Annotated in this window: 12 protein-coding genes; 4 read left to right on the forward strand and 8 right to left on the reverse strand. The window is 65.5% G+C overall.

All coding sequences use genetic code 11. The annotated features are described in order from the left end of the window. Positions 1-45 precede the first annotated feature (45 nt). The 4 genes from nrdE to G6N09_RS02490 form a co-directional block, all read right to left on the reverse strand. Entirely contained in the window at positions 46-2,217 is a 2,172-nt protein-coding gene (nrdE, locus tag G6N09_RS02475) for a class 1b ribonucleoside-diphosphate reductase subunit alpha (protein ID WP_083024436.1), read from the reverse strand. Next, complete coding sequence (nrdI, locus tag G6N09_RS02480; RefSeq protein ID WP_083024439.1) at positions 2,184-2,642, reverse strand: class Ib ribonucleoside-diphosphate reductase assembly flavoprotein NrdI; 459 nt, start codon at positions 2,640-2,642, stop codon at positions 2,184-2,186. The genes nrdE and nrdI overlap by 34 nt, the downstream gene beginning before the upstream one ends. 56 nt (positions 2,643-2,698) lie before the next feature. Then, positions 2,699-2,938, reverse strand: coding sequence for a redoxin NrdH (locus G6N09_RS02485; RefSeq protein WP_083024441.1), 240 nt, complete (start codon positions 2,936-2,938; stop codon positions 2,699-2,701). Between the two features lie 400 nt (positions 2,939-3,338). Further along, positions 3,339-4,010: a DedA family protein gene (locus tag G6N09_RS02490; RefSeq protein ID WP_083024444.1), complete on the reverse strand. Its 672-nt coding sequence runs from the start codon at positions 4,008-4,010 to the stop codon at positions 3,339-3,341. An 81-nt stretch (positions 4,011-4,091) separates the two neighbouring features. Here G6N09_RS02490 and G6N09_RS02495 point away from each other — a divergent pair, with 81 nt between their 5' ends. After that, positions 4,092-4,772, forward strand: a complete 681-nt coding sequence (locus G6N09_RS02495; protein ID WP_083024446.1) for a response regulator transcription factor — start codon at positions 4,092-4,094, stop codon at positions 4,770-4,772. Here G6N09_RS02495 and G6N09_RS02500 read toward each other — a convergent pair. Beyond that, the gene (locus G6N09_RS02500) at positions 4,742-6,076 is read right to left on the reverse strand and encodes a sensor histidine kinase (RefSeq protein ID WP_083024592.1); all 1,335 of its coding nucleotides are present in this window, start codon (positions 6,074-6,076) and stop codon (positions 4,742-4,744) included. The genes G6N09_RS02495 and G6N09_RS02500 overlap by 31 nt on opposite strands. A gap of 230 nt (positions 6,077-6,306) precedes the next feature. Between G6N09_RS02500 and G6N09_RS02505 the strand changes: the two genes are divergently transcribed. After that, positions 6,307-7,485 carry an AAA family ATPase gene (locus G6N09_RS02505; protein ID WP_083024448.1) on the forward strand — a complete coding sequence of 393 codons (1,179 nt, stop codon included), beginning with the start codon at positions 6,307-6,309 and terminating at the stop codon, positions 7,483-7,485. Positions 7,486-7,498: 13 nt separating this feature from the next. Here G6N09_RS02505 and G6N09_RS02510 read toward each other — a convergent pair whose 3' ends face one another. Both G6N09_RS02510 and G6N09_RS02515 read right to left on the reverse strand, forming a co-directional pair. Continuing rightward, positions 7,499-8,374 (reverse strand): SDR family oxidoreductase, encoded by an 876-nt coding sequence (locus tag G6N09_RS02510; RefSeq protein WP_083024451.1) that lies wholly within the window; start codon positions 8,372-8,374, stop codon positions 7,499-7,501. Between the two features lie 66 nt (positions 8,375-8,440). Further along, a complete protein-coding gene (locus G6N09_RS02515) occupies positions 8,441-9,043 on the reverse strand; it encodes a TetR/AcrR family transcriptional regulator (RefSeq protein WP_083024594.1) in 603 nt (200 codons plus the stop codon). Between the two features lie 165 nt (positions 9,044-9,208). Here G6N09_RS02515 and G6N09_RS02520 point away from each other — a divergent pair, with 165 nt between their 5' ends. Together G6N09_RS02520 and G6N09_RS02525 are read left to right on the forward strand one after the other, a co-directional pair. After that, complete coding sequence (locus tag G6N09_RS02520) at positions 9,209-10,684, forward strand: cytochrome P450 (RefSeq protein ID WP_234806957.1); 1,476 nt, start codon at positions 9,209-9,211, stop codon at positions 10,682-10,684. A 223-nt stretch (positions 10,685-10,907) separates the two neighbouring features. Beyond that, positions 10,908-12,386, forward strand: coding sequence for a cytochrome P450 (locus tag G6N09_RS02525; protein WP_083024453.1), 1,479 nt, complete (start codon positions 10,908-10,910; stop codon positions 12,384-12,386). Positions 12,387-12,388: 2 nt separating this feature from the next. On the opposite strand, the gene G6N09_RS02530 is transcribed toward G6N09_RS02525, so the two are convergent. Beyond that, complete coding sequence (locus G6N09_RS02530) at positions 12,389-12,895, reverse strand: 2-isopropylmalate synthase (RefSeq protein ID WP_083024455.1); 507 nt, start codon at positions 12,893-12,895, stop codon at positions 12,389-12,391. Positions 12,896-13,061: the final 166 nt, after the last annotated feature.

Consider the following 13,061-nt stretch of genomic DNA (forward strand, 5'->3'; position numbering starts at 1 on the left):
GCAGGCCAGGGGATTTCCCCTGGCCTGCAACTGTCTGGAAATGTCCTACAGCATGCAGGACACGCAGCCCTCGACCTCGGTGCCTTCCAGCGCCATCTGCCGCAGGCGGATGTAGTACAGCGTCTTGATGCCCTTGCGCCACGCGTAGATCTGCGCCCTGTTCACGTCGCGAGTGGTCGCGGTGTCCTTGAAGAACAGCGTCAGACTCAGCCCCTGATCCACATGCTGGGTGGCCGCGGCGTAGGTGTCGATGATCTTCTCGTAGCCGATCTCGTAGGCGTCCTGGTAGTACTCCAGGTTGTCGTTGTTCATGTAGGGCGCCGGGTAGTAGACGCGCCCGATCTTGCCTTCTTTGCGGATCTCGACCCGCGCCACGATCGGGTGGATCGACGACGTCGAGTGGTTGATGTAGGAGATCGATCCGGTGGGCGGCACGGCCTGCAGGTTCTGGTTGTAGATCCCGTGGGTCATCACCGACTCCTTGAGCCGGCGCCAGTCGTCCTGGCCCGGGATCCGGATGCCCGCGTCGGCGAAAAGCTCAGCCACCCGTGCGGTCTTGGGCTCCCACACCTGCTCGGTGTACTTGTCGAAGAACTCTCCGCTGGCGTACTTGGACTGCTCAAAGCCCGCGAACGACTTACCCCGCTCCAAGGCAAGACGGTTGGAGGCCCGCAGTGCGTGGTAGAGCACGGTGTAGAAGTAGATGTTGGTGAAGTCGATGCCCTCTTCGGAACCGTAGAAGACGCGCTCCCGGGCCAGGTAGCCGTGCAGATTCATCTGCCCCAGACCGATGGCGTGCGACTCGTTGTTGCCCTGTTCGATCGAGGGAACCGACCAGATGTGCGTCTGATCCGATACCGCGGTCAGCGCCCGGATGGCGACCTCAATGGTCTGACCGAAGTCGGGCGAATCCATCGCCTTGGCGATGTTGAGCGAGCCGAGGTTGCAGGAGATGTCCTTGCCCACCTTGGAATAGGACAGGTCGTCGTTGAACTCCGACGGGGTCGAAACCTGCAGGATCTCCGAGCACAGGTTGGAGTGGGTGATCTTGCCGGCAATCGGGTTGGCCCGGTTCACCGTGTCTTCGAACATGACGTACGGGTAGCCGGATTCGAACTGGAGCTCGGCCAGGGTCTGGAAGAACTCCCGCGCCTTGATCTTGGTCTTGCGGATCGCCGCGTTATCCACCATCTCGTAGTACTTCTCGCTGACGGAGATGTCGGCGAACGGAACCCCGTAGACCTTCTCGACGTCGTAAGGCGAGAACAGGTACATGTCCTCGTTCTTCTTGGCCAGTTCGAAGGTGATGTCGGGGATCACCACGCCCAGGCTCAGTGTCTTGATCCGGATCTTCTCGTCGGCGTTCTCCCGCTTGGTGTCCAAGAAGCGGTAGATGTCGGGGTGGTGCGCATGCAGGTACACCGCGCCGGCGCCCTGGCGTGCCCCCAGCTGGTTGGCGTAGGAGAACGAGTCCTCCAGCAGCTTCATGATCGGGATGACCCCGGAAGACTGGTTCTCGATGTTCTTGATCGGGGCGCCGTGCTCGCGAATGTTGGTCAGCAGCAACGCCACTCCCCCGCCGCGCTTGGAGAGCTGCAGGGCGGAGTTGATCGAGCGCCCGATGGACTCCATGTTGTCCTCGATACGCAACAGGAAGCAGCTGACGGCTTCGCCGCGTTGCTTCTTGCCGGAGTTCAGGAAGGTCGGGGTGGCTGGCTGGAACCGGCCGTCGATGATCTCGTCGACCAGCTGTTCGGCCAGCTTGGTGTCCCCGGCGGCCAGGGTCAGCGCAACCATGCAGACGCGGTCCTCGAACCGCTCCAGGTAGCGCTTACCGTCGAAGGTCTTGAGGGTGTAGGAGGTGTAGTACTTGAACGCCCCCAAGAAGGTCGGAAACCGAAACTTCTTGGCGTAGGCCCGATCCAGCAGCGACTTCACAAAGTTCCGCGAGTACTGGTCGAGGACTTCGCGCTCGTAGTACTCCTTTTGAATCAGGTAGTCGAGCTTCTCGTCCTGATTGTGGAAGAACACCGTGTTCTGGTTGACGTGCTCCAAGAAGTACTGACGGGCGGCCAGCACATCCATGTCGAACTGGATATTGCCGTCGGCGTCATACAGATTGAGCATCGCGTTAAGCGCGTGGAAGTCGAGTTCACCCACCGGCATACTGCGGGGGGTTGCGGTTACCTGCTCTGCAGTTGCAGCGGTAGGTGACATGCCTCGTCCTTCCAGAAATCGGATAATCCCGCGCGGACGGCTTGCACGTCCTCGTCGGTTCCCATTAATTCGAATCGATACAGGTAGGGCACCCCGCACTTGCGGGCCACCACATTGCCGGCGTAGCAAAACTCCGCGCCGAAGTTGGTGTTGCCGGCAGCGATCACGCCGCGCAACAGCCGCCGATTGTGTTCGTTGTTCAAAAAGGCGATGACCTGCTTGGGTACGTAGCCGCCTTCATGGACATCCGGCAGCTGACGTCCCCCGCCGTAGGTCGGCAATACGAGCACGTAGGGGTGATCGACCTCGATGCGCCCGTGCAACGGAATCCGGATGGCCGGCAGATCCAGCTTCTGCACGAAGCGGTGGGTGTTTTCTGACACCGAGGAGAAGTACACCAGGCTGCATCCAGAATCCGCAGACACGGCGACCCCCTTCAGCTCTCAGTCAGACTCCACCCGTACCCGACCCGTGCGCCCGGCTACGCGCTGAGCGCGACCTGCGCCAGTGCCTTGATGCGGTCCGGCCGGAAACCCGACCAGTGCTCGTTGCCGGCGACCACGACAGGCGCCTGCAGGTAACCCAGAGCCATCACGTAGTCGCGGGCTTCAGGGTCCAACGAGATGTCGACCTTCTCGTAAGCGATGCCCTCTTTGTCCAGCGCCTTGTAGGTGGCGTTGCACTGCACGCATGCGGGCTTGGTGTAGACAGTGATGCTCATGGCGGCAGGCTCCTCAGCGAATCGTCGACATCGAACGGATGACGGGTGGGGCACTACGTTCAGCGGGCCGCCAGAACTTCAGTCTTTCCAGCTCACGCGCCGTGGCAGAGCACCAAATAGGTGCCGGTTTGCCGCGGCCCGAACAACTGGAAGATCCCGGGCCTGTCGGTCCCCCGAACACTACACCTAGTGGTCATCCCTCGGAACCAATACTAGATGTTCTGAACGACATTGTTGAAATTCGCTGGTCGTAAGCCTGCGAACGCATCCGCATCGGCGTGTCGCATCTCACAATCCGGCAACTGACTCGTCATAACCGCAGGTCTACCACTCGACACCGACAAGTGGCCGCGGCAGTCGACCGCCGACGGCCGGTCAGCAAAGCTTTCCGGACCCCGGCTCAGTGCATCACGGCAGGTACCGACTCCGACCGATTCGCCTCATCGGCTGGAGCCGGACGCCTGTTGTTCCGCTGAAGGCGGCCGCCCACGATGCTCAGCAACACCGGGACCAGCGAGACTGCGATGACCGCCAGCAGAACCAGGTCGAGGTGAGCCCGGACGACTCCGATGCCACCCAGCAGATACCCCAGCAAAGGAACGCCTGCACCCCAGGCCATCGACCCGGCGATGCTGTAGGCGGTGAAGGTTCGGTGGCGCATTCCGGACGCCCCGGCCAGCACCGGTGTCAGGGTCCGAGCCACCGCCACAAATCGGGCTAGAAAGACCGTGGCCTTGCCGTGGGTGGCGAAGTAGCGCTGGGCCCGCTCGACCTGGTGGCGGCCGAGCCGTCGGGCCGCCCGCGTCTCCAGTACCGCCAGCCCCGCCGTGGCCCCGAGCAGATAGCCGCACTGGTCGCCGACGATCGCGGCGATCGGCACGGTCAACACCAGCAGCCACACCGGAACCGCCGGGTGAACTTGAGCGGCCAGCACACCCGCGGTGAACAGCAGCGAGTCGCCGGGCAGGAAGAAGCCCACCAGAAGCCCGGTCTCGACGAACACCACTGCCAGCACGCCCAACAGCCCGAACGTGGCGATCAAGGTGTCTGGATTAGTAGCAACTCCGGTCATGGCGCCAGCTTGTCCGCCAGGCGCTGTGGGACCGCTGAGAAGGCAGCTAGCCCGGTGGTCGAGCTCTGCTGTACTGGTGTAGTGCGGATACTGCTGGTCGAAGACGAGGCTCGGCTGGCGCAGACCGTACGTCGCGGACTGGTCGCCGAGGGCTTTGTCGTCGACGTCGAGCACGACGGCGCAGACGGGCTGGCCGCCGCCATCACCGGCGACTATGACGTAGTGGTGTTGGACATCATGTTGCCCAGCCTCAGCGGCTACCAGGTGGTCCGCGAGCTGCGGGCGCAGCAGGTGTGGACGCCGGTACTCATGCTGTCAGCCAAGGACGGCGAGTACGACATGGCCGATGCCTTCGACATCGGCGCCGACGACTACCTGACCAAGCCGTTCTCGTTCGTCGTCCTGGTGGCGCGACTGCGCGCGCTGCTGCGGCGCGGCGCCCCGGCGCGTCCGACCGTGCTCACTGTGGGCACCCTGTCGCTCGATCCGGCTCGCCGCCGGGTGACCCGCGGCGACACGGTGCTCGAGTTGACGCCGCGCGAGTTCGGGCTGCTGCAGTTCTTGATGCGGCACCCCGGTGATGTCGTCACCAAACCCGAGATCTTGCGGTCGGTGTGGGATTCGAACTACACCGGCGATGAGAACGTCGTCGAGGTCTACGTTGGGTATCTGCGCCGCAAGGTCGACGTGCCGTTCGGACTCGCCACTATCGAGACGGTGCGCGGCGCAGGCTACCGCCTGCGCTCCGACCTGGATTCTTGATCCGGGCGGCCTGACCGCGGCAGCGCAACGGTGAATACCGCCCCACCACCGGCGGCATCGTCCACGGTCACGGTTCCCCGGTGGGCGCGCACCACCTCCGCGACGATCGCCAGGCCGAGCCCGGTTCCGCCCGACGCCCGGGCACGGGCCGCGTCGAGCCTGACGAATCGCTCGAAGATCCGGCTCCGGTCACCCACCGGGATCCCAGGACCGTCGTCGGCGATCGTGATCACGACGCCGTCCGAGGCCGGACTACAGCTCAGCGTCACCGTGCTGCGGGCATACCGTGCCGCGTTGTCGACCAGGTTGCGAATCACCCGAGTCAGCGCAGCGCGATCGCCGGTGACTCGGCAGGCCGCGATATCGGTCACGACGCTGACCGACCCACCGCCGGCGAGTCGATTCGCCTCGGCCTCCAGCAGGTCGTCGACATCGACGTCCTCCCCGCGCAGTCCCAGCGCCCCTTCGTCGGAGCGAGCCAGCAGCAGCAGATCTTGGAGAAGTTGACTCATCCGCTGTGATTCCGGGAGCAGCGATTCGTCGATCAGGGCCCGGTCCATCAGTTCGGGCCGGGCACTGGCCAATTCCAGTGCGGTGGTGATCGTGGCCAGCGGGCTGCGCAGTTCGTGCGACACGTCGCTGACCAGACGCAGCTGAGCTGCCCTGCCGTGCTCCAGGCGAGACAGCATGGCGTTCATCGTCGTCGCGAGCTCGGCGATCTCGTCATGGGTTCGGGGAACGGGCACCCGCTCGGTCAGGTCAGCACTCGAGATCGACGCCACCCGGGTACGGATCGCCTCCACCGGCCGCAGTGCGGCACCGACCAGGCGAAACGTTGCCGCCGCCACCAACACGATCAGAATCGGCGCGCCGACGCCCAGCAGCACACCCACCACGGTCACGATCTCCTCGACCGGTTCGCGGTCCACCCCCACCAGAACGGTGACCGGACCTTCCTCGGCGCCGGCACCACGCGCCGATACCCAGTACTCCTCGCCGGTGGCGGATTCGACCCGGCCCACATACCGCGCTTGCCCGTCGGCAAGGGTTACCGCCGCCAGTGGCGATCGGGGCGCACCGTTGGAGGCGGCCCGGATCACGCCCGACGCCCCGACAACCTGCACCACGGCGATGTGCCCATCGGTGGCCAGTAACGCCGACTCCATGTCATCGAAATCGCCCGATCGCAGCTGGGCCGCGATGTGTTCGGCACGAAGTCCCGCCGCGGTCTCGGCGGTCGATTCCAGCGACCGGTACAACACCAACAGGAGCAGCCCGCCCGCGATCGCAAGGCAGAGCGTCATCACCACCGCGGCGGCCAGCGCCGATCGAGTCCGAACACCGCTGTACAGCGAGCGAGCCCGCTTGATGACGGCCCGCGTCCGGTGCGTGTTGCCTCTCACCCGGCCTCCCGGTTCATCGCCTGTCGACACAGCATGCCCGCCATCGTGGCCCGCCGCCGCTGTGCTGGCACTGAGGCCGCAGACAGCGCACGACGCCCAGCACGTCGGAGGCACCCGCTAACCTGCCGGGCATGCTGTCGACTCTGGCGGTTCGCGGGTACCGCTCACTGCGCGACGTGGTGCTCCCACTGCGTCGACTCACCGTCGTCACGGGTGCCAATGGCACCGGCAAGACCTCGCTGTACCGGTCGCTGCGCCTGCTCGCCGACTGCGGCCGCGGCGAGGTGATCGGATCACTGGCCCGCGAAGGTGGCCTGGAGTCGGTGCTGTGGGCCGGCCCCGAGCAGCTCGGCGAAGCGCGTCGCAGCGGCGCGGCCCAGGGCAGCGTGCGCACCCGAGTGGTCTCGCTGGAGATGGGTTTCGCCTCCGACGACTTCGGCTACCTGGTCGATTTGGGTCTGCCGCAGGATCCTGCGCAGTCGTCGGCGTTCGCCCACGATCCGGAGATCAAACGCGAGATCGTGTTCGCCGGCCCGGTACCGCGGCGCGGTGCCACCTTGGTGAGCCGCACCCGGGCTTTCGCGCAGTCCAGCACGGACTCCGGTGTCGAGGAACTGTCGCGGACACTGCCGACCTATCGCAGCGTGCTCGCCGAATTCGCCCACCCCGGCGCGCACCCAGAGCTCGCCGCGGTACGCGACCGGCTGCGGGACTGGCGCTTTTACGACGGCTTCCGAGTGGACGCCGGCGCACCGGTGCGACGGCCCCAGGTCGGCACTCGTACGCCGGTCCTGGCCGGTGATGGCGCCGACCTGGCCGCAACCGTGCAGACCATCATCGAGTCAGGTGACGAGGAGCTGGACCGTGCGATCGCAGGTGCGTTCGACGGGGCGACGCTGTCGATCAGCTCCCACGACGGCATGTTCGACCTGCAGCTGCGCCAGCGAGGCATGCTGCGGCCCTTGCGGGCCGCCGAACTGTCCGATGGCACCCTGCGCTTCCTGCAGTGGGCCGCCGCCCTGCTGAGCCCGCAGCCGCCGTCGCTGATGGTGCTCAACGAGCCGGAGACGTCGCTGCATCCCGACCTGGTGTCGCCCCTGGCCGGGCTCATCCGTGCCGCTGCCACCCGAACGCAGATCGTGGTGGTCACCCACGCGCGCACCATGCCGGAACTGCTCGCCGCCGTACCGATCGCCGAGGCCGACCGTCACGACACCGCAGAAATCGAGGTCTACAAAGACTTCGGCGAGACCCGGGTCGCCGGACTGGGCCTGCTGACCACCCCGCCCTGGGACTGGGGCAGGCGCTGAGCCGCAGGACGGTTCAGGAGCTGCGCAACGATTCCCGCGAAGGCCGCAAAGCGCGGCTGAACAGCACGTTGGCCTGACGCATCGCCACACTGTAGGGCAGCCATGCCAGCCGCTTGAACGCATACAGCGCCCTGATGTCGCCGGAGGTATAGACCAGGTAGCGGTTGCGCGCCACCCCCGCCAGGATCTTGTCCGCCGCCTTCTCCGACGACACCGCATGGCCGGCGAAACGCCCCACCCATTTCTCCACCTGCGGATCCTCGCGGTCCACGCCGGCGATCTCGACCGTGTGGACCAGCCCGGTCTTGACCGCGCCGGGTACCACCACCGAGACGCCGATGCGGTGGCGCGCCAGGTCGAACCTCAGCACCTCCGACACGCCACGCAGGCCGAACTTGCTGGCGGAATAGGCGGCGTGCCAGGGCAATGCGACGATCCCGGCCGCCGAGGAGACGTTGACCAGGTTTCCGCCGCGGCCGGCGGCCACCATCTGCGGCAGGAAGGACTCGATGACGTGGATGGGGCCCATCAGGTTGATGTCGACCATTTTTCGCCACTGCTCGTGACTCAACCGATCTACGGTGCCCCACGCCGACACCCCGGCAATGTTCATCACGACGTCCATCGGCTCATGCCGGGCATGAATGTCGGCGGCGAAGGCGGCGACGTCGTCGTAGTCGGCGATATCGACCACCCGGTGCTCGGGTACCAACGCGCCCAGAGCGCGTGCATCGGCGACGGTCTGCGCCAAACCCTCAGCATTGCGATCGGTCAGGTACAGCTCGGCGCCATGCTCAGCCAGGCGCAGCGCGGTGGCCCGCCCGATCCCGCTCGCCGCTCCGGTGATGAAACACCGCTTGCCCCGGTAGTACTGCGCTACGCGTGTCATGGATGCAGACGATACCGGCGGTACCGCGCACCGATCATTCAATCCCCCGCTGGGCCGCCCATGGCGCTAGCCCCTACGGCCGCCCCACAGCGCATTACGCCACAGCGCCTCGAGCACCCCCACGCCGCGGCCCACATCGCCGTCGGGGCCCACGAAGGCGCTGTCGCCGGACAGCATGTAGGCGGTGGTGGCCCCCAGGGTGCGCACCAGCGCCGGGAGGTCGTCGTTGATGGGATGCGCGGTACCCGCGGCGATCTCCTCTTTGACCACGGCGACGATCTGCTCGATCACCGCGTCGATCTGGGCGTCGAGCAACTCCCGGATCTCGGCATCGCTGTTGCGGGCAAGGTTGCAGGCCGACATCACCGGGTCGTTGTGGGCATAGACCGCGGCTGCACTGCCCACCATGCGTTGTGCGAACTCCGCAGGCGATTCGTCGGCACTCCGCGGCGCGAAGTAGTGCGTCAGTTCTTCGAGCTCATGCGTCGCCTCTGCCAGGATGTGCGCCAGCACGGCGTATTTGGAGTCGAAGTAGAAATAGAACCCGGACCGCGCCACGCCTGCCCGGTCGCTGATGGTGCTGACCGACAGTTCGGCGAAGGGCTTTTCCTGCAGCAGCTCGCGCACCGCCTGCACGATCGCCTGACGTTGCTTGTCGCCCCGTCGCATGGGCAGATCGTCGGGAGACCGCCCGGCCGCGCCGTTCTCGGTATTCACCTTTGCACCTTGCACCACGCCGAGCCGTATTCAAACTTGACAGGCGTCAAATTTGATCCAAGTATTAGTGCCCAAGTGACGGTTACCACAACCTGTCCGGGCCGCTAAGGAGCGTTCGTGACCACCATCAGCACCCCACGTTACCTGCTGGACCAGGCCAAACGTCGGTTCACTCCCACCATGAACACCATCCCGGGCATGGGTTTGATCGAAAAGCGGCTGATGAACGTCGACTGGCCGCAGCACACTCTGGCAGAGCCGCCCGCGGGCAGCGACCTCAAACCCATCATGGGCGACTCCGGCCTGCCGCTGCTGGGCCACATCGTCGAGATGTTCCGCCTGGGTCCGGATTTCCCGCTGCACCTGTACAACACCCGGGGACCGATCACCTTTGCCGACTCGCCGATCCTGCCGTCGATCGTCGCGCTCGGCCCCGAGGCCACCCAGACGATCTTCGTCAATAAGAACAAGGACTTCTCGCAGAAGGGCTGGCTCCCGGTGATCGGGCCGTTCTTCAACCGCGGCCTGATGATGCTGGAGTTCGACGAGCACATGGCCCACCGGCGCATCATGCAGTCCGCCTTCACCCGGCCCCGGCTGGCCAGCTACGTCGAGGACATCGACCGGGTGGCCACGGCGATCGTGGCCGACTGGCCCACCGACGACGGCCGATTCCTGGTGTACCCGGCTATGAAGGAGCTGACCCTCGACGTCGCCTCGGTGGTGTTCATGGGCCACGAGCCCGGCAGTGACCACCAGCTGGTCACCAAGGTCAACCGCGCCTTCGAGCAGACCACCCGTGCCGGCGGCGCCATCATCCGCACCGGCGTGCCGCCGTTCAAGTGGTGGCAGGGTCTGCAGGGCCGCAAACTGCTCGAGGACTACTTCACCGAGCGGGTCAAGGAGCGCCGCAAGGTCGAGGGAACCGACATGCTCACCGTGCTCTGTCACACCTCCGACGAGGACGGCAACAGCTTCTCCGACGCCGACATCGTCAACCACATGATCTTCTTGATGATGGCCGCCCACGACACCACCACCTCGACGGTGACCACGATGATCTACCACCTGGCCGCGCACCAGGATTGGCAGGATCGCGCCCGCGACGAGTCGCAACGTCTCGGCGACAGCCCCCTGGACATCGAGTCACTGGAAAAGCTGGAGACCCTCGACCTGGTCATGGACGAGTCGCTGCGGCTGGTGACCCCACTGCCGTTCAATATGCGGCAGGCGGTGCGCGACACCGACCTGTTGGGTCACTTCGTGCCGGCCGGCACCAACATCGTCACCTGGCCGGGAATGAACCATTGGCTTCCCGAGCTCTACACCAACCCGCGGCAGTTCGACCCGGAGCGATTCCTGGAGCCGCGGTCGGAGCACAAGCAGCACCGTTACGCGTGGGCGCCCTTCGGCGGCGGCGCGCACAAGTGCATCGGGATGGTGTTCGGCCGCCTCGAGATCAAGACGGTGCTACACCGGTTGCTGCGCCAGTACCGGATCGAGCTGGCGCACCCCGGCTACCAGCCGCGCTGGGACTACGGCGGCATGCCCATTCCGATGGATGGCATGCCGATCACCTTGCGCCGGCTCTGAAGTTCGCTCGCTGAGCAATCCACCGCTAGCGGGAAGTGCCCCGGGCAGCCGCGGAATCGCACAGATTGCCACTTCGGCGTGCGATTCCGCGTCTGCTCGCGCGGTGGCGAAGCCGTGCGCCACGCCGCCCTGGACCCAACCTTGACAGTCGTCAAGTTTGATCCAAGGATGGACGATCAAGTGACGGGCGCCACAGCCCGTCGGGCGCCGTCGAAGGAGCGTCGTGACGACGATCAACACGCCGCGGTACCTGATGGATCAGGCCAAGCGCCGGTTCACCCCGTCGTTCAACAACTTTCCGGGTTTGGGGGCTCTGGAAAAGCGATTGCTGAACAAGGAGTTCCCCGAGAAGAGACTCGCTGAGCCACCTCCGGGCAGCGGCCTCAAACCGGTACTCGGCGACGCCGGCCTACCGGTCCTGGGCCACATGATCGAGATGCTGCGCGGCGGCCCGGACTACCTGCTGCACCTGTATCAGACACAGGGGCCGCTGGTGTTCGGCGATTCGCCCGTCTTACCCGCCGTCGCAGCGCTGGGTCCCGATGCGACGCAGGTCATCTACTCCAATCGCAATAAGGACTACTCGCAGCAGGGCTGGGTCCCGGTGATCGGGCCGTTCTTCAACCGGGGTCTGATGCTGCTGGATTTCGAGGAACACATGTTCCATCGCCGGATCATGCAGGAGGCGTTCGTACGGCCCCGTCTTGTCGGCTACGTCGAGCAGATCGACCTGGTCGCCTCCCGGACGATCGCCGACGACTGGGTCACCGATGACCCGCGCTTCCTGCTCTACCCCGCGATGAAGGAACTCACCCTCGACATCGCGGCGCTGGTGTTCATGGGCCACGAACCCGGCACCGACCATGAGCTGGTGACCAAGGTCAATAAGGCGTTCACCACCACCACCCGGGCCGGCAACGCGGTGATCCGCACCAGCGTGCCGCCTTTCACCTGGTGGCGTGGCCTCAAGGCGCGTGAACTGCTGGAGGCCTACTTCACCGCCCGGGTCCGGGAGCACCGCGAGAGCCAGGGCAACGACCTCCTCACCGCGCTGTGCCACGCCGAGGACGAGGACGGCAACAGCTTCTCCGACACCGACATCGTCAACCACATGATCTTTCTGATGATGGCGGCCCACGACACGTCGACGTCGACGGCCACCTCCATGGCCTACAACCTCGCGGGCAATCCGGAGTGGCAGCAACGTTGCCGTGACGAATCGGATCGCCTGGGTGACGGGCCGCTCGACATCGAAGCCCTGGAGAAGCTGGAATCACTCGACCTGGTGATGGACGAGTCGATCCGCCTGGTGACACCGGTGCAGTGGGCGATGCGTCAGACTGTCCGCGACACCGAGCTACTGGGCCACTACATCCCGCAGGGCACCAATGTCATCGCCTACCCCGGGGTGAACCACCGTCTTCCCGAATTGTGGACGGATCCCATGAAATTCGACCCGGAACGGTTCACCGAACCGCGCAATGAGCACAAGCGGCATCGCTATGCGTTCAATCCGTTCGGCGGCGGCGCACATAAGTGCATCGGCATGACATTCGGACGCCTCGAGGTCAAGGCGATCCTGCACCGGCTGCTCCAGCGGTACCGGCTGGAGCTGCCGCGCCCGGGCTATCAGACACGCTGGGATTACGGGGGCATGCCCGTTCCGGCGGACGGCATGCCGATCGTCTTGCGCCGGATCTAGTTTCAGCCGCTGCTGTTCACGCGTCGAGCAGGCGCCGCCGACCCCGAAGTCAGTAGCCGGTTGACGCACGTGACAACCGCGTCCACGGTGGAGCTTGCCGCCTCGGCAGCAAAGCCCACCGCCCACGCCGTCTCACGGCCGTTGGAGCCGTGGATAAACGTAGCCGTCTCGGTGCCACAGTCGAGCTGATGGAATCCAAGTATTTCCAGCGTGATTCCCCGCTCGTAGAGCATCTCCGTGAGCGCGGCCAACGGGCCGTGCGCCGCCGCAGTACAGGTGCCAGCCCGGTCCCCGATGGCGATCGTCGCCTGGTAAGTCCGCCCCTGGAGCCCCAGCCGCGCCGCGGGTCGGTCGGCGTCCAGGCATCGCCACCGGCCCAGCCGCAGCGGCCCAGCGCAGCGCCCGTAGGTGGCCACGAACCCTTCTCGGGTGAGACGGGCGGCCGGGCCGCGCAGTTCACGCGGGAGTCGGGTGTCGAATTGGTCGGCGAAAGATGTCTTTGTTGTCATGGTGCGGTCTTTTCTGCTCGAGTCGAGCGACCGACGGGTAATAGCTTCCGACCCACAGCGGGGGGCCGGTCTGGATCAGACCCCGCTGTGGGTGCTGGCTACTACATCGAGATAACGCATGATGTCTCCGAGGCTAGTGGCGTGCCGGTGGGGCCGCAAGGCATTT

It is taken from the genome of Mycolicibacter minnesotensis, from assembly GCF_010731755.1.
Lineage (GTDB): Bacteria > Actinomycetota > Actinomycetes > Mycobacteriales > Mycobacteriaceae > Mycobacterium > Mycobacterium minnesotense.

What these genes read in the sequence shown, in the direction of transcription:
- G6N09_RS02530 (WP_083024455.1), bottom strand. Translation starts at nt 12,895, where the DNA reads ATGACAACAAAGACATCTTTCGCCGACCAATTCGACACCCGACTCCCG.
- G6N09_RS02485 (WP_083024441.1), bottom strand. Translation starts at nt 2,938, where the DNA reads ATGAGCATCACTGTCTACACCAAGCCCGCATGCGTGCAGTGCAACGCC.
- nrdE (WP_083024436.1), bottom strand. Translation starts at nt 2,217, where the DNA reads ATGTCACCTACCGCTGCAACTGCAGAGCAGGTAACCGCAACCCCCCGC.
- G6N09_RS02490 (WP_083024444.1), bottom strand. Translation starts at nt 4,010, where the DNA reads ATGACCGGAGTTGCTACTAATCCAGACACCTTGATCGCCACGTTCGGG.
- G6N09_RS02510 (WP_083024451.1), bottom strand. Translation starts at nt 8,374, where the DNA reads ATGACACGCGTAGCGCAGTACTACCGGGGCAAGCGGTGTTTCATCACC.
- G6N09_RS02500 (WP_083024592.1), bottom strand. Translation starts at nt 6,076, where the DNA reads ATGACGCTCTGCCTTGCGATCGCGGGCGGGCTGCTCCTGTTGGTGTTG.
- G6N09_RS02515 (WP_083024594.1), bottom strand. Translation starts at nt 9,043, where the DNA reads ATGCGACGGGGCGACAAGCAACGTCAGGCGATCGTGCAGGCGGTGCGC.
- G6N09_RS02505 (WP_083024448.1), top strand. Translation starts at nt 6,307, where the DNA reads ATGCTGTCGACTCTGGCGGTTCGCGGGTACCGCTCACTGCGCGACGTG.